We start from the raw sequence: 15,111 nt of genomic DNA, 5'->3' as shown, positions 1-15,111 counted from the left end.
ATAATGTGCTTAGCCTTTGAGCCAGTACCCGAAACACAGGAGATGCAGTGGCTGCAAGTACCCTTACCGAGGTGGCCCGCCTTGCCGGCGTCTCTCCCGCCACCGCTTCCCGGGTGTTGAACGGCTCGGCCCGGAAACCGGGCCAGGACATCGCCGAACGCGTCCGGCAGGCGGCGGATTCGCTGGGTTACATCCCCAATGCCCAGGCCCAGGGCCTGGCAAAATCCAGCTCCGGCCTGATCGGCTTGATCGTCCATGACATCGCCGACCCCTATTTCGCCGCCATCGCCAGGGGTGTTCAGGAGGCCGCCCGGGAACAACGCAAAATGGTGCTGCTCGCCACTACCGGCGGCGGACCGGCTGAGGAGAAGGAAGCGGTGGCCGCCTTCGCGGCGCGTCGGGCAGACTCGATCGTGATCGCCGGTTCCCGTTCCTGCCGCGACCAGGACCGGGACGGCAATGCCGAGCTGGCCGCCGAGCTTGACCGGTACTGCCGCAACGGCGGCCGGGTTGCAGTGGTGGGGCATCCCGTCGTGGGTGCAACCGCTGCGGAGGGGTACCACGTGGTGAAGGTCCCCAACCAGGAGCTCGCCGGCCAGCTCGCCACCGAGCTCGCGGCGGGCTGGGACGGGGACTTCGTCATTGTCGGCGGCCCCGAGGGCCTCCTGACTTCCGATGACCGCGTCCGGGGCTTCCAGGAAGGACTGGAGCAAGCCGGGCGCCGGCCGGCAGAGATACTCAGGAGTGCGTTCAACCGGTCCGGCGGATACGAAGCCGGGCTGCAACTGGCCGCGAGGATCAAGGCAGCCCGGTCCGGGGACGCGGCAGCACCCAAGCTGTGCATTTTCGCCGTCAACGATGTGATGGCCATTGGGGCCGCGGCAGCACTTCGGTCCGAGGGGCTGCGCATTCCCCGTGACGCAGCGATCGCCGGCTTTGACGACATTGAAACCCTCCGCGACTTCAGGCCCGCCCTTTCCACGGTCCGCCTGCCCTTGGAGGACATCGGACGCTTTGCCACCAGGTCTACCGGCCGGCAGCCGAACGGCGAAGAGCCGGAAGGCGCTCCCGATGACATCACGGGCGAGGTCACTCTGCGGCGCAGCACGGAAGCGGCGGCCTGATGGCACCGCGCGGACTGACAGCGGTTCACGCCCGTCCGGACGCCGCCGGCGCACGTCCTGCCATCCTGGTCCTGCCGGGCGGGGGCTACGCCCGCCAGGCAGACCATGAAGCGGAGCCGGTGGCGGACTGGCTGGCCTCACTGGGCATCCACGCCTTTGTGCTCCGCTACCGGGTGGCCCCGGACCGGCACCCGGGGCCCCTGGAGGACGCCAAGGAGGCCATGCTCCATATCCGGGAGGGGCGGCACGGGCTCCCCGTGGACACGCAGCGCGTCGGCGTCCTGGGGTTTTCCGCCGGCGGACACCTGGCAGCCACCCTGAGCACGGCTGCCGCCACCGGGAACCAGGACCTGGACGTTCCCGCCGCCGTGCCGGATCTTTCGGTGCTTTGCTACCCCGTGGCGTCACTGACCCACGAAACGCACCAGGGATCCGTGGCCAACCTCCTTGGCGACGCGCCGCCGTCGGCCCTTCTTACGGCGCTCTCGGCGGAGCTGAACGTCACGCCCGGCACGCCGCCGGCGTTCCTCTGGCACACGGCCGATGACGACGCCGTTCCGGTCAGCAACAGCCTGAACTACGCCAGGGCACTGTTTGCCGCCGGCGTTCCGGCGGAACTGCACGTCTTCCCGGAAGGAAGGCACGGCCTGGGACTCGCAGAGGGTGAACCCGGACCCCGGCAGTGGACGTCACTGTGCGCGGCATGGCTGCAGCGTGCCGGGTGGACGGTATCCCCGGCTGAAACAGCAACGGCCGGCTGAAAGCGACCGGCCGCCACAGGGCGGCCCGGACTGCCGGCTGAGTACGATTAGCCCAGGGCCCGGATGGTCCATTCCGCCGAATGGGACGCACCCGGCCCAAGATGAACAAGGTCGGTACCGGAATGCAGTGCGTCTGGCGGGCACGTCATGGGCTCAACAGCCAGGCCAAGACGGTCCGGACCAACCGGCTTGTCCCCGGTATGCACCTGTACCCAGGGCCACTCCGCCCCCCATTCCAGTTCCACTCCCGTTCCCGACGGATCCAGCACCCGAACCCGCGCCAGGCCGGCACCGTCCCGCGAGATGTCCGTGAAGGCGTGGTCGATCTTCACCGCCCCCAGCCGGCGGGGCGAGCGGAAGTCAAAGGCGTCCGCGTCCACCTGCCGCATGCCCACGGGAAGCAGCCGGTCCGGCGTGACCTCCAGGTAGGCATCGGCCGGAAGTTCCAGCCACCAGTCATCCAGCGGGGACGGACCGGCCACGAGGTAGGGGTGCGGGCACACTCCGTATGGAGCCATTACAGGGCCGGTGTTGACGGCCCGGACCGTGCCGCGGAGCCCATCGGCGGAGAGCGAGTAGGTGACGCTGAGCTCCAGGTCGCCGGGGTAATCCGGGCCGGACGGAATGCGGCAGCCCAGGACGGCCCGGTCCGCGGCCGCCTCCAGCACTTCCCACGGCTGATTAATGGCCAGGCCGTGCAGCGCAGCGCCGCGTTCCGGTTCATTGACTTCAGCGGCATAGGAGTTGCCGGCATAGGTGTAGGTGCCGTCGGCCAGCCGGTTGGGCCAGGGCGCGCAGATGACGCCCCGGTAATCGGGAACCGGGCCGTCCGGCCCAAAGCCCACCACCAGGTCCCTGTTCCCGTGGCGCAGTTCGCGGAGCGCCCCACCGCGCCGGGTGACGACGGCGGAGTAGGGTCCGTGGGCGAGGTGGACGTCTGTTCCGGGCATGGCTTCCCTCAAGTTCCGATTGGTGTTAGCGCTCACCAGCCTACCCCACCTTCAGCATTGTCTCCCGGCTAAAGTTGCCCCATGGATACGGCCCCCGACCAGGACCTGATCGCCGCCGTCAAGAGCGCGCTGCGGGAACTGGCCAACCCTGGGCGTGCCGCCGGCGCCCAGGCCTACATGAAGTCCGCAGTCCCCTCGCTGGGCGTGCGGGTTCCGGACGTGCGGCGGGTTGCAGCGCGGGCTGCGGCAGAGTTCCCGCCCGCTTCTGCCGTGCAACTGCGTGCCACGGTCCTGGAACTATGGCGCACCTCCACGTTCCGGGAGGAGCGGTACGCGGCCATAGACCTGACCGGAATCCGGCTGGCGGCCCGTGACCTGGAGATGCTGCCCGTCTATGAGGAAATCATCCGCACCGGCGCCTGGTGGGACCTGGTGGACGGCGTGTCCGGGCGGATCTGCGCCCTGCTGCAGGCGCACCCGGTCCCGATATCCGCAACGCTCAGGCAGTGGAGCCGCGATCCGGACCTCTGGATCCGCAGGGCCTCCATCACCTCCCAGCTGTGCGCGAAGAAGGCCACCGACACCGCACTGCTTGCCGACGTCATTGAACCCAATCTGGCGGATGGGGAATTCTTCATCCGGAAGGCGGTGGGCTGGGCCCTGCGTGAATACGCCAAGACCGACCCCGGGTGGGTGGAAGCCTTCATCGCCCGGCAGGGAGCGGCCATGAGCCCGTTGTCACGACGGGAGGCCTTGCGCAGGATCTCCGGCGGGGCGGCGCGGCCGTAGGTGCGCCGGCTGGATCAGGGAGCGTTTAGATCACGGGGCGTTCGACGACGGGCTCGTGCGTTTTGCGGAACAGCGTGCGGGTGCCGGGGTCCCAGAAGATCAGGTACAGGGCGAACAGGAGGGCCGTCAGCGCCGCGGCAATGCGTGCCAGGGCAAGGGCGAAGCCCAGGTCCTGGGTCTGCAGGTAGGGGAAGACGTCCAGCTGGTCCGAAATGGCGTAGATCATGAAGAAGGACACCACGAAGTAGAGGGCCTTGACCTGCCAGTCGTTGCGGATCCCGGTCACGGCGAAGAGCGGGATCAGCCAGACGACGTACCAGGACTGGATGATGGGGGCCAGCAGCACCACGGCGGCGAAGGCGAGGGCCAGCCGGCGCATCAGCCGGTCGTAGTCCCCCCTGAAGATCTGCCAGGCGGCGATGCCCACCGCGAGCAGCTTCCCGGCGTCGTACACCCAGCCCGCGGGCACCGACCCGTCCAGGCCAAACGCGTTGGCCAGGGATCCCACCACCATTCCGAGCAACCCTACGGGGGCGTACCAGATGGAGATGCTGCCCGGAGCGGACAGCCCGTTGATCCAGCCGAACCCGAACCCGTTGACCATGCTCATCGCGGCCAGCAGCGCCAGGCTGATGCCCGCCGTCAGCGCCCAGAAGGCAGCCTTCCGCAGCCAACCTGCGCCCTTTCCTGCCCAAAGCAGGCCGAGGAACGGCAGGAAGACGATGGTGATGGGCTTGACGGCGATTGACAGGGTCACCAGCACGATGCCGCGGACCTCGCGCCTGGTCGCGGAATAGTACAGCCCGGCCAGGGCCAGCCCAATCATCAGGGAGTCATTGTGGACGCCGGCAATGAAGTTGGTCAGGAAGAGCGGGTTTGCCACGGTCAGCCAGAGGGCCCGGTGCGGGTTGACGCCGTGCAACTCCGCGAGCCGGGGCACGTAGATGACGCACAGCACCACGCCGGCCACTGCCACCAGCCGGAACAGCATGACGCAGGCCTCCGGCTGGACATTGGTAGCCCAGACGACGAACTGCTCGATCCACAGGAACAGCTGGCCGTAGGGAACCGGGGCTTCAGTCCACATTTTGTCGGCGCCGAGCTGGAAGTAGTTGGACAGGGCGGAGATGCCGTTTTCGTAGGGGTTGAACCCCTCCACCATCAGGCGACCCTGCCCGATGTAGGCATAAACGTCACGGCTGAACAGCGGCACGCTGAACATCATGGGAAGCCCCCACGCCACCAATGCGGCCAGGGTTGCCCTCCGCGCCTGCTCCCCCCAGACACGGACTTTCTGGCCGAGCCGCAGCCATGCGCGCACCAGCAGCATCCCCCCGACAGCCACCAGGACAATGGACAGGGCCACGCCCGGGGCTTCGGTGCGCATCCAGATGAAGAGGGGCATGCGGCGCAGTTCCGAGACGGGGGCCAGCCAGCCCACGCCGATGGATCCGACCATCATGAACATGGAACCCAGGAAACCGGCAAGCAATGGTGAGCGTGGGTTGTCCACCTCGGCACTGCCCGCTCCGGCAGTGCCGGCCGCCGCCATCTCCCCCGTTGCGGGCACAGGCGCCGTCATCTCAGGATCGTCCAATCTTCTTGCGTTTCCGAGGTCCGCCCGGCGGGCCGCGCGGGCTCCGGCCGGGACATGGTTCAGGGCGGAAGGGCGACCCGCCGCGTACCCGAAATCCTAGCATCGGCGGGGCGCCCGGGAGTGTAACGGTAGGCTGGTCCGGTGCCTATATCTAACGAACGAATCGTCTGGATCGACTGCGAAATGACCGGTCTGGACATCAAGAACGACGCCCTCATCGAGGTGGCCGCCCTGGTTACCGATTCGGAACTGAACATCCTGGGCGACGGCGTTGACGTGGTCATCAAACCCGATGACGCCGCGGTTGCCCAGATGTCCGACTTTGTCCGGGACATGCACACCCGGTCCGGGCTGCTGGCCGAACTTCCGCACGGCAAGACGATGGCGGAAGCGGAGGCCGCGGTGATGGAGTACATCTCCACCTGGGTTCCGGATCCGCGTAAAGCACCCCTGGGCGGCAACTCGGTGGGAACAGACCGCGTGTTCCTGTCGCGGGACATGCCTGCGGTGGTTGAGCACCTCCACTACCGGGTCATCGACGTCAGTACCATCAAGGAGTTGTCGCGGCGCTGGTATGCCCGCGCCTACTTCCAGTCACCGGCCAAAAAGGGCGGCCACCGCGCACTCGGGGACATCAAGGACTCCATCGATGAGCTGCGGTACTACCGTGAAGCAGTGTTCGTACCCGCGCCCGGGCCGGACAGTGCCACGGCCCAGAAGATCGCCCGGGGGATCACCACCGGCGGGGCCGACGGGCAGCCCGGCGAGTAATCTGCGCCACGTTTGGGTGAAATTTCGCGGTAAATCGCTGAAAGTGGACAAAGCACCCCTTCGGAGCAGGTAAGCTATTTGAGTTGCCTTTCCAGAGGGCCGGTAAGCCGGTAAATCTGCAGGGCGCATGGTGGGCTTAGCTCAGTTGGCAGAGCGCCTGGTTGTGGTCCAGGAGGTCGCGGGTTCAACCCCCGTAGCTCACCCTCACGGGATGGTATTTCAGCCGTCCAGCAAGGAGGCCGTACCGGATATCCGGTACGGCCTCCTTTGCTTTCCCCTACTGCTGTTGCACGAGACACCGCCAAAGGACCGCGAGATGACTGTTCTGCCAATCACCATCTGGGGCGAGCCTGTCCTGCACAGGCGCGCGGCCGAGGTGGACGTTTTCGACGACGAACTGCGCGCCCTTATTGCCGATATGCTCGAAACCAATGACGCTGCAAACGGTGTGGGCCTCGCCGCCCCGCAGGTCGGCGTGGGCAAGCGGATCTTCGTCTACAAGTACGCCAACGACGATGGTGCTCCCCCAAGCGGCGTGCTGGTGAATCCGGTCCTGACCCTGTCCAAGATCTCCGGGGCCGCTCCCGACCCGGACGAGGAGGAAGAGGGCTGCCTGTCTTTCCCCGGCGAGCAGTATCCGCTGAAGCGGGCTGAGTGGGCACGGGTTGAAGGGTTTGACGGCTTTGGCAACCCGGTGAAGTTTGAAGCAACGGGCTGGTTCGCCAGGGTGATCCAGCACGAATACGACCACCTCGACGGCAAGCTGTATGTCAACCGGCTCATGGACCGCTATTCCCGGAAGGCCCGGAAGCAGGCCAAGAAAAACGGCTGGGGCGTTCCGGGGCTGACGTGGATGCCCGGCGTGGATCCGGACCCGTTCGGCCACTGACCCTTCGGTCACTGGCCCGGTCCAAGGGAACGCCGTCAGCGGGCAGTGATGTCCTGTGGGACGGTGATTGTCTGTTGCTGCGGGCAGGATGTGAGGACCCGCTTCATGGCGTCCTTCTCCGCTGCCGTCACCCAGAGCCCGTAGGCAGCCTTGACCGAAATCTGGCGGGCCACGTAGTGGCAGCGGATCGCGGTGTTTTTCGGCAGCCAGGTGGCGGCGTCCCCCGCGCTCTTCTGCTGGTTCGCGGAGCCGTCGGCGGCGATGAGGTTCAGCGGATCGTTGGCCAAACTCTGGCGTTCCTTCGGCCCCAGGCTTTGGGCCCCCTTTTGCCAGGCGTCTCCGAGTGCCACGACGTGGTCGATCTGGACAGCACGGCTGCTCTCGGAACCGCGGCGGAAATCCACGTCCCGGCCCGTGTAGGGTTCCCGGAAGTGTCCAGTCGTTACCTTGCACGTCGAGCCTTCGGAGAACACCGCGTCGGCGAGGTCCCTGCGAAGGATGTCATTGCGGGTATCGCAGCCGTTCCGGTCAACATCCAGCCACGCCTGGCCGAAGGCCTCCCGGCTGTAGCCGGTGTTTGGTGCCCGGCCCTTCACGGCCAGGCCGTCGAGCGCGGAAAGGGCGCTGTCCGCCGGTACGGGGTTGGGTTCCTGCACCGGTTTCATCCAGGCGGCGTCGAAGACCGGCGCGGCCGTTGGCCCCTCCGGCGCGGGCCCGGCTGCCGCGAACTGGCCGGCGGTGAAGAACCAGAACAGGGCGGCGAGGACGGAGACGGCAGCCGCGACGAGCAGCGCCCAGGCCTGCCGGGAACGGCGGCGTGCGCGGCGGTAGGCAGACCAACTGATGGTCATGGCGTGGACGCCGGGAGGGTAAAGTCAGGCACCCCAAGAGCCTAGGACACAGGGCATGCCCGGCCGCTGATATCCACACTGTTGAGGACGAGTGATGGCTCACACGGCCGTGCCCGTGCTGTTGGCTACTGCTCCCTGGTGACCCTTCGAAGGTCTTCCTCGGCGATGGCCAGCAGCCCCTCGAGCTGGCGCACCCGGTCGTCGCTGACATCGCCGGTCTTATGTCCGGCGCGTGCGCGTTCGAGCAGCCGTACTGCTTCTTTATGGTTGGCTTTGGCCACGTCCAGGGCGTGTTCGAGGGTGGTGTCGTGCTGAATTGTCGATTCGTTGTCCATGCCCCCAGTGTGGTCCCGTTTCCCGGCTGATTCCAGAGAACCAGCCGGGAAATTGGCAGGACATGGCGGGTTTCGTCAGACGGCGATAGCGGCCAGTGCGGCGGCGCTTTCCTTGGCGGGGAACGACGGCGGGTTCACACCGGCCATTTCCTCCATGACGCGCACCACCTGGCAGCTGTAGCCGAACTCGTTGTCGTACCAGACGTAGAGGACCAGGTTCTTGTCCGTGGACACCGTGGCGAGTCCATCGACGATGCCGGCGCGGCGGGACCCGACAAAGTCGGTGGAGACAACCTCGGGTGAGTCGATGTAGTCGATCTGCTTGCGGAGATCCGAGTGCAGCGACATCTCGCGCAGGTAGTTGTTGACCTCGTCCTTGGTGGTGCCGTTCTCAAGGCTGAGGTTCAGGATGGCCAACGAAACGTCCGGGGTGGGGACGCGGATGGAGCTGCCGGTAAGCTTGCCGAGCAGTTCGGGGAGGGCCTTGGCCACAGCCTTGGCAGCACCGGTTTCGGTGATGACCATGTTCAGGGCTGCCGAGCGGCCGCGGCGGTCGCCCTTGTGGAAGTTGTCAATCAGGTTCTGGTCGTTGGTGAAGGAGTGGACAGTTTCCACGTGCCCGTGCACCACGCCGAACTTGTCGTTGATGGCTTTCAGGACCGGGGTGATGGCGTTGGTGGTGCAGGAAGCGGCAGAGACGATCCGGTCCGAATCGTTGATGTCCCGGTGGTTGATGCCGTGGACGATGTTCTTCAGTTCGCCCTTGCCCGGTGCGGTCAGCAGGACCCGTGCCACGCCCTTGCTCTGGAGGTGCTGGGAAAGTCCTTCGGCGTCCCGCCAGCGGCCGGTGTTGTCCACCACCAGGGCGTTGTTGATGCCGTAGGCGGTGTAGTCGATGGTGGCGGGGTCGTTCGAGTAGATGACCTGGATCTGGACGCCGTTGGCCGTGATGGTGTTGGCGTCCTCGTCGATCCGGATGGTGCCCTCGAAGGACCCGTGGACGGAGTCGCGGCGCAGCAGGCTGGCGCGCTTGGAGAGGTCGTTGTCCGAGCCCCGGCGCACCACGATGGCGCGCAGGCGCAGTCCATGGCCGCCACCGGCCTTTTCGATGAGGATGCGGGCCAGGAGCCGGCCGATGCGGCCAAAGCCATAAAGTACGACGTCGGTGCTGGTGCGGTCATCGCCGCCCCGCTTGCCCACGATCTCGGCGAGCTCGCTGCGGAGGAATTCCTCCAGGGTGGCGCCGTTGCCTTCTTCCTTGAACTTCTGGTTCAGGCGGGCGATGTCGATCGAGGCGGCGCCGAGCTCAAGTCCGGCCAGCGTGTTCAGCAGGGGCGCCGTGTCCTCCAGGAGCAATTCGTCCTTGCTCATCCGGCGCGCAAAGCGGTGCGCCTTGAGGATGTTCATGGTGGACTTGTTGATCAGGCTCCGGCCGTGAATGCTGGTCACCACGTTGTTTTCGCGGTACAGCCTGCCGATCACCGGGATCATGGCTTCGGCGAGGGCCTCCCGGCCCATCCACGTATCAAGACAAGAATCAGACGTCTGGCTCACAGAAATACCTTCCTCGGTTCAGCCGTGTACGTCCTCGTACACAGATGTAGTCCACCTGATGATGTCCAGGGGCACCGGCGCCTGCAGGGATGGCCCCCAGGCGCCTGGGTCGCGGGCAAAGAAAAACCGCCGGCTGCGAACGCAACTTTCGGCGGTAGAACTCCTGCGTCCGTTATCTATTCTAATTTGACCGGCTGCAGGGAACACGCTTGTGCTGCGTGAAATCACTCACATGGCAGCTGCGCCGGCAGGGCCGGCAATGCCGGACGTCAGTTGTAGACGGCTGAATAGAGGTTCAGGCTGGCGGAGAACACCACCCACGAGAAGTAGGGCAGCACCAGCAGGCCGGCCAAGGTGTGGACCGGGCCAACATCGAGGATCAGCAGGACCAGCACACCGGCCAGTGCGCAGATGACGGCGAGGGCCAGCCAGAGGGCGACGGGACCGAGCATGGGGTACATGGCAAAGAAAGCGAACGGCCACGCCAGGTTCAACAGCAGCTGCAGCCCGTACCGCCGCAGGACGCGGCCGGTGAGGGCTCCCCTGCGCCAGACCAGCCAGCCGGACACTCCGATGCAGGCATAGAGCACCATCCACACGCTCCGGAACATCCAGCCCGCCGGCATCCAGGGCGCTTTGGTGGAGGCGGCAAACCAGCCGTTCATGTGCAGGGTGATCGGGACGGCGGCCAGCAGGCATACGGCGTAGGAAAGGGCCAGAAACCCGGCGAGGGCAAGAACTTGCCTGCCGATCGAGCCAGCATGCCGCCAAGCGGTTTTCGGAGCGGATTGTCCATGAGGATTAGCGGGCACGGTCCAGCATCCCCAACTCAGCTTCCAAGGTCAAACGGGATTGGGTGGATGGGTTGACCGATACGCCGGGTTCTGTGCTCCCGTTCCGTTGCCGGCACGGGAGTAGCGGCCATCCATCTACGAACGCCGTTGCCGACGCCCTCCAGCGGCCTACCCGGACACTTGGGCGGGCAGCCCTCGAACGTGTCCTGTCTGGCCTTGCTCCGGGTGGGGTTTACCTAGCCTTCCCGGTCACCCGGGAAGCTGGTGGTCTCTTACACCACCGTTTCACCCTTACCTGTTTCGTACCGCTTTCAAACCGGCACGACCCAGGCGGTCTGTTTTCTGTGGCACTGGCCTGCGGGTTACCCCGAGTGGGCGTTACCCACCACCCTGCCCTGCGGAGCCCGGACGTTCCTCGAGCCACTTGCGTGACGCGCGGCCGCCTGGTCAACCCATCCGTCTCCAGTCTAACGGCGGCAGGACACGTTTCCGTCGCCGGTAGGATCGGACGGTGCTGATTCTGCTTCCCCCTTCCGAAGGAAAGACACCCGCGCTCCGCGGGCCGGCCGTCGACTGGTCATCGCTGGGCTTCCCGGAACTCAACCCGTACCGCGCCAAGGTCCTTGAGGCATTGGGAACGGTCAGCGCACACCGGGACGCCCTCGCCCTGCTGGGCGTGGGCGCATCACTGCATGCCGATGTCGAACGCAATACGCGCCTGCACGCCGAACCCGCGGCGCCGGCACACAGCATCTACTCCGGCGTCCTGTATGACGCCCTGGATTACGCGGGCCTCACGCCGGCACAGCGCCGCAAGGCAGATGGGTCCGTCCTGGTGATTTCAGCGCTGTGGGGAGCCCTTCGCCTGGGCGACAGCGTCCCCGCCTACCGGCTGTCCATGGCCACGGCCCTGCCCGACGTCGGCCGGCTGGCTCCGTTCTGGAAGGCGCAGCTTGGGGAGACCCTGAGCACGGCGGCCGAGGGGCACCTGCTGGTCGACTGCCGGTCCAGCACCTACGCGGCGGCATGGGCGCCGGCGCCGGAACAGACAGTCTCCGTGAACGTCTTCACCGAGGCCGGCGGGGTCCGCAAGGTGGTGAGCCACTTTGCCAAGCACACCCGCGGGGAACTGGCGCGGCACCTGCTGGTGCGCCGCGGAAAAGCCCCGGCGGCGCCGTCGGAGCTTTTGAAGGCTGCCCGCGAAAAGTGGGAGGCCGAACTGGTGCCGGGCACCACCCGCAAGCCGCATGCCCTGAACATCATCCTGCCGGGCTGATCAGCTGGTCAGGACCACGCGTCTGACCGGACCAGGATGGCGCCGGAGTCCGGGCAGAACACGATGTCGTCCGCAGCCGCCGCCCTGATCTCGGCGATATCTCCGGGGCTGAGCTTCATGCCGGAGGCTTCCGAGGTTCCGTGGAACAGCCTCGCCGCACCCACTCCCCGCTTGGCAAGGGTCTTTTCGTAGACCGCCAGCATGCCGGCATCCAGGCCTGCGGCGAATTCGGCGCGCTGGGCGCGGAGCCCTGCCGCTTCGGTTTCCACCTCGGCGAGGGCCGCATCAAGCTCCGCCCTGATGGTGCCGAAGGAACCCTGGATGTCGTCGACAATCTGCTGCTGGGCCGCCTGCCGTTCCCGCAGGCCGTCCAGCCGCTCCATGACCTCCAGTTCCACGTCCTCAAGGTCGGAGCGCCGCTTGTTAAGCGAGGCGATGTCCTTTTGCAGCGCAACCAGGTCCTTGGACAGGCCGGTGCCGCTGTTGAGCCGGGCCTCGTCACGTTCGATCCGTGACGCGACCTGTTCAACGTCGGCTTCCGCCCGCTTGAGTCCGGCCTCGGCGTCGTGCACAGCCACCTTGGCAGCGCCCAGTTCACCGTTGGCAACGGACAGGGCGGCCTCAAGGTCCTTGATGCGGGGATCATTTTCCAGCGTGCGGCGGCGGTTGGTGAGGCCCTTCAGCCGGGCGTCCAGCCCCTGCAGTTCGAGCAATTTCAACTGTTCCGCCGGTGCTGCCTTGGCCACTGTTACCTCCGCTAGATCCCCTCCGGCCGTGGCCGGGCACCGAACCGGCGCTCCCTAGACTCTAGCGCCTTGCTGCCCCACCGGCTCCCTCGCACGCCTGGGCTCAGCCCGGAGTCAGGATGAAGTCCCACGGGTCACTGTTGGTGGTGCTGACCCGGATCTCCACGTCGTGGCCCTGGTCCCCGAGCACGTTGCCCAGGGCGGCGGCGGCCGCCGGCAGCCAGAGCCATTCACTGGCAAAGTGCGACACGTCCACCAGGTAGGGCCGTCCGTTGAGGGCGGCTTCACGCGCCTCCGATGCGGGGTGGTGGCGAAGGTCGGCCGTGACGTACACGTCCGCGCTGCTGGCCCGCACTTCGTTGAACAGCGAGTCGCCGGCCCCGCCGCAGACGGCGATGCGGCGCACCAGCCCGTCCTTGTCGCCGGAGACGCGCACTCCCCCGGCAACCGACGGAAGAATCCCGAATACCCTCGCCGCGAAGTCGCCCAGGCTCATGGCCTCCGCCAGGTCGCCCACACGGCCGATGCCCTCCTCCGGCAGTCCGTTGGCCGCAACCGTAAGCGGAGCCACGTCCTGGAGCCCGAGGGCATCGGCCAGGACATCGGAAACGCCTCCGACGGCGGAGTCCCCGTTGGTGTGCACGGTCAGCAGTGCCGTTCCCGACTCGATGAGCCGGTGGACCGCCCGGCCCTTCGCCGACGTGGCCGCCACCGAGGTGACGCCCTTCAGCAGCAGGGGGTGGTGCGTGATGAGCAGCTCGGCTCCCCACGCAACGGCTTCCTCGATGACCTCCAGTGTGGGATCCACCGCAAACATGACCCTGGTGACGGGGGCGGACGGGTGGCCCGCCACGAGCCCCACCTCGTCCCAGTTTTCCGCCAGGGATTCCGGCCACAGTTCCTCGACCGCCAGAAGCAGTTCGGCAAGGGTGGGGGCATCCGCGGAGCCGGCCGGAGCCGGCGTGGCGGAGGAGGCTTCGCCGTCGTGATCTGCCTGGCCGGTAACGTCGGTGTCCACTGGTTCCATAGTCTTAGTTTTACCCCATCGGCTTCCGGCGGCCCCAGTCCGCGGCCGTGTGCCGGGCTGCCGGGGAATCATCCGACGCCCTCAAGCATTGAAGAGGTCATGAAAACTTTTGTTCTTGGCGGAGGCTGCTTCTGGTGCCTTGACGCCGTCTACCAGAAGACCAGGGGCGTCACCTCGGTGGTGTCCGGCTACACCGGCGGGCACGATCCCCATCCGGACTACTACTCGGTCTGCAGTGGAACCACCGGCCACGCGGAGGTTGTGGCGGTGACCTTCGATGAGGACATTATCCCGGCTGAGGTCATCCTGGACATGTTCTTCGCCCTGCATGACCCCACCACACTGAACCGGCAGGGATACGACGTGGGCACCCAGTACCGTTCCTCGATGTTCTACGAGACCACGGAGGAAAAAATCCTGTTCGAGGAAGCCATCGAACGCAACCAGGCACTCTGGCCGCATCCCATCGTCACCGAGGTCAGCCGCCTGCCGCGGTTCCATGTGGCGGAGGACTTCCACCAGGATTACTACGCCAAATACCCGGAGCAGGGGTACTGCCAGGTGATCATCAACCCCAAGCTGGCCAAGGCCCGGAAATATTACTCTGCATGGCTTAACGCTTAGCCTGTCGTTACACGGCCTCGTTAGGCTGACCTCAGTATCCACCCCTTAGAGATAGGCGTATGTACATGGCACGGATCTATGACGATGTGACGCAACTGGTGGGCGGGACCCCGCTGGTCCGGCTGAACCGGCTCAGCGAGGGGCTGGACGCCACCGTTGCCGTGAAGCTGGAGTTCTACAACCCGGCCAACAGCGTCAAGGACCGCATCGGTGTTGCCATCATCGACGCCGCGGAAAAGTCGGGCGCCCTGAAGCCCGGCGGCACCATCGTCGAGGGCACCTCCGGCAACACGGGCATCGCGCTGGCCATGGTGGGTGCCGCCCGCGGATACAAGGTCATCCTCACCATGCCGGAGACCATGTCCACCGAACGCCGGGTCATGCTGCGCGCCTTTGGTGCCGAGATCGTTCTGACGCCCGGTTCCGAGGGCATGCGCGGCGCCGTGGAAAAGGCCCAGGAAATCGTGGCCAACACCGAGAACTCCATCTGGGCCCAGCAGTTCGCCAACGAAGCCAACCCGGAGATCCACCGCAAGACCACCGCCGAGGAAGTCTGGGAGGACACCGACGGCGCCGTGGACATCTTCGTTGCAGGCATCGGCACCGGCGGGACCATCACGGGCGTCGGACAGGTCCTGAAGGAACGCAAGCCCGGCGTGCAGATCGTGGCCGTGGAGCCCAAGGATTCCCCCATCCTGAACGGCGGCGCCCCCGGCCCGCACAAGATCCAGGGCCTGGGCGCCAACTTCATCCCGGAACTGCTGGACACCAACATCTATGACGAAGTTCTCGACGCCACCCTCGAGGACTCGGTCCGGGTAGCCCGCGAGCTCGGCACCAAGGAAGGCATCCTCGGCGGCATCTCCTCCGGCGCCATTGTCTGGGGCGCCCTGGAACTGGCCAAGCGCCCGGAAAACGCCGGCAAGCTGATCGTGGCAGTCGTGTGCGACTTCGGTGAGCGTTACATCTCCACCGTGCTCTATGACGACATCCGCGGCTGATCAGTCCGCCGTCCGACCGTTT

The 15,111-nt window shown here is 66.3% G+C and carries 16 protein-coding genes, 1 tRNA gene and 1 other RNA gene; 9 read left to right on the top strand and 9 right to left on the bottom strand.

Going from position 1 to position 15,111, the window contains the following annotated elements:
• Nucleotides 1-47 precede the first annotated feature (47 nt).
• Together QFZ57_RS13470 and QFZ57_RS13465 are read left to right on the top strand one after the other, a co-directional pair.
• Nucleotides 48-1,124, top strand: coding sequence for a LacI family DNA-binding transcriptional regulator (locus QFZ57_RS13470; RefSeq protein WP_306630883.1), 1,077 nt, complete (start codon nucleotides 48-50; stop codon nucleotides 1,122-1,124).
• Nucleotides 1,124-1,885, top strand: coding sequence for an alpha/beta hydrolase (locus QFZ57_RS13465; protein ID WP_306900590.1), 762 nt, complete (start codon nucleotides 1,124-1,126; stop codon nucleotides 1,883-1,885). Before QFZ57_RS13470 ends, QFZ57_RS13465 begins: the two co-directional genes overlap by 1 nt.
• A 47-nt stretch (nucleotides 1,886-1,932) precedes the next feature.
• Here QFZ57_RS13465 and QFZ57_RS13460 read toward each other — a convergent pair whose 3' ends face one another.
• On the bottom strand, nucleotides 1,933-2,835 hold the full coding sequence (locus QFZ57_RS13460) for an aldose 1-epimerase family protein (RefSeq protein WP_306900589.1): 903 nt from the start codon (nucleotides 2,833-2,835) through the stop codon (nucleotides 1,933-1,935).
• A gap of 81 nt (nucleotides 2,836-2,916) precedes the next feature.
• Here QFZ57_RS13460 and QFZ57_RS13455 point away from each other — a divergent pair, with 81 nt between their 5' ends.
• Entirely contained in the window at nucleotides 2,917-3,624 is a 708-nt protein-coding gene (locus QFZ57_RS13455) for a DNA alkylation repair protein (protein WP_306900588.1), read from the top strand.
• A 25-nt stretch (nucleotides 3,625-3,649) separates the two neighbouring features.
• Here the strand turns inward: QFZ57_RS13455 and mptB are convergent, their stop codons facing one another.
• Nucleotides 3,650-5,206 carry a polyprenol phosphomannose-dependent alpha 1,6 mannosyltransferase MptB gene (mptB, locus tag QFZ57_RS13450; protein ID WP_306630880.1) on the bottom strand — a complete coding sequence of 519 codons (1,557 nt, stop codon included), beginning with the start codon at nucleotides 5,204-5,206 and terminating at the stop codon, nucleotides 3,650-3,652.
• Nucleotides 5,207-5,362: 156 nt separating this feature from the next.
• Between mptB and orn the strand changes: the two genes are divergently transcribed.
• The 3 genes from orn to def all read left to right on the top strand — a co-directional run bounded on the left by orn (nucleotide 5,363) and on the right by def (nucleotide 6,881).
• Complete coding sequence (gene orn, locus QFZ57_RS13445; RefSeq protein ID WP_306630879.1) at nucleotides 5,363-5,992, top strand: oligoribonuclease; 630 nt, start codon at nucleotides 5,363-5,365, stop codon at nucleotides 5,990-5,992.
• 130 nt (nucleotides 5,993-6,122) lie between these two features.
• Nucleotides 6,123-6,195, top strand: a tRNA-His gene (locus QFZ57_RS13440).
• A gap of 113 nt (nucleotides 6,196-6,308) precedes the next feature.
• Complete coding sequence (def, locus tag QFZ57_RS13435; RefSeq protein ID WP_306900587.1) at nucleotides 6,309-6,881, top strand: peptide deformylase; 573 nt, start codon at nucleotides 6,309-6,311, stop codon at nucleotides 6,879-6,881.
• A gap of 35 nt (nucleotides 6,882-6,916) precedes the next feature.
• On the opposite strand, the gene QFZ57_RS13430 is transcribed toward def, so the two are convergent.
• From QFZ57_RS13430 to rnpB, 5 genes are all read right to left on the bottom strand, one after another.
• Nucleotides 6,917-7,732, bottom strand: a complete 816-nt coding sequence (locus QFZ57_RS13430; protein WP_306900586.1) for an HNH endonuclease family protein — start codon at nucleotides 7,730-7,732, stop codon at nucleotides 6,917-6,919.
• Nucleotides 7,733-7,857: 125 nt separating this feature from the next.
• The gene (locus QFZ57_RS13425) at nucleotides 7,858-8,067 is read right to left on the bottom strand and encodes a hypothetical protein (RefSeq protein ID WP_306630876.1); all 210 of its coding nucleotides are present in this window, start codon (nucleotides 8,065-8,067) and stop codon (nucleotides 7,858-7,860) included.
• 75 nt (nucleotides 8,068-8,142) lie between these two features.
• Nucleotides 8,143-9,621, bottom strand: coding sequence for a glyceraldehyde-3-phosphate dehydrogenase (locus tag QFZ57_RS13420; protein WP_306630875.1), 1,479 nt, complete (start codon nucleotides 9,619-9,621; stop codon nucleotides 8,143-8,145).
• Between the two features lie 269 nt (nucleotides 9,622-9,890).
• A complete protein-coding gene (locus tag QFZ57_RS13415) occupies nucleotides 9,891-10,433 on the bottom strand; it encodes a TspO/MBR family protein (RefSeq protein WP_306900585.1) in 543 nt (180 codons plus the stop codon).
• Between the two features lie 45 nt (nucleotides 10,434-10,478).
• An RNA gene (rnpB, locus tag QFZ57_RS13410) (RNase P RNA component class A) lies at nucleotides 10,479-10,870 on the bottom strand.
• A gap of 56 nt (nucleotides 10,871-10,926) precedes the next feature.
• On the opposite strand from rnpB, the gene QFZ57_RS13405 reads away from it, so the two are divergent.
• On the top strand, nucleotides 10,927-11,691 hold the full coding sequence (locus QFZ57_RS13405) for a YaaA family protein (protein WP_306900584.1): 765 nt from the start codon (nucleotides 10,927-10,929) through the stop codon (nucleotides 11,689-11,691).
• An 8-nt stretch (nucleotides 11,692-11,699) separates the two neighbouring features.
• Here QFZ57_RS13405 and QFZ57_RS13400 read toward each other — a convergent pair whose 3' ends face one another.
• Nucleotides 11,700-12,437 carry a zinc ribbon domain-containing protein gene (locus QFZ57_RS13400; RefSeq protein WP_306900583.1) on the bottom strand — a complete coding sequence of 246 codons (738 nt, stop codon included), beginning with the start codon at nucleotides 12,435-12,437 and terminating at the stop codon, nucleotides 11,700-11,702.
• 103 nt (nucleotides 12,438-12,540) lie between these two features.
• Complete coding sequence (locus QFZ57_RS13395; RefSeq protein WP_306900582.1) at nucleotides 12,541-13,464, bottom strand: Nif3-like dinuclear metal center hexameric protein; 924 nt, start codon at nucleotides 13,462-13,464, stop codon at nucleotides 12,541-12,543.
• A gap of 99 nt (nucleotides 13,465-13,563) precedes the next feature.
• On the opposite strand from QFZ57_RS13395, the gene msrA reads away from it, so the two are divergent.
• Nucleotides 13,564-14,088 carry a peptide-methionine (S)-S-oxide reductase MsrA gene (gene msrA, locus QFZ57_RS13390; protein ID WP_306900581.1) on the top strand — a complete coding sequence of 175 codons (525 nt, stop codon included), beginning with the start codon at nucleotides 13,564-13,566 and terminating at the stop codon, nucleotides 14,086-14,088.
• 65 nt (nucleotides 14,089-14,153) lie between these two features.
• Nucleotides 14,154-15,089, top strand: coding sequence for a cysteine synthase A (gene cysK / locus QFZ57_RS13385; protein ID WP_306630869.1), 936 nt, complete (start codon nucleotides 14,154-14,156; stop codon nucleotides 15,087-15,089).
• Nucleotides 15,090-15,111 lie beyond the last annotated feature (22 nt).

Source organism: Arthrobacter sp. B1I2 (genome assembly GCF_030816485.1).
Taxonomy (GTDB): Bacteria; Actinomycetota; Actinomycetes; order Actinomycetales; family Micrococcaceae; genus Arthrobacter.
This window is presented reverse-complemented; position numbering and strand designations above follow the sequence as displayed.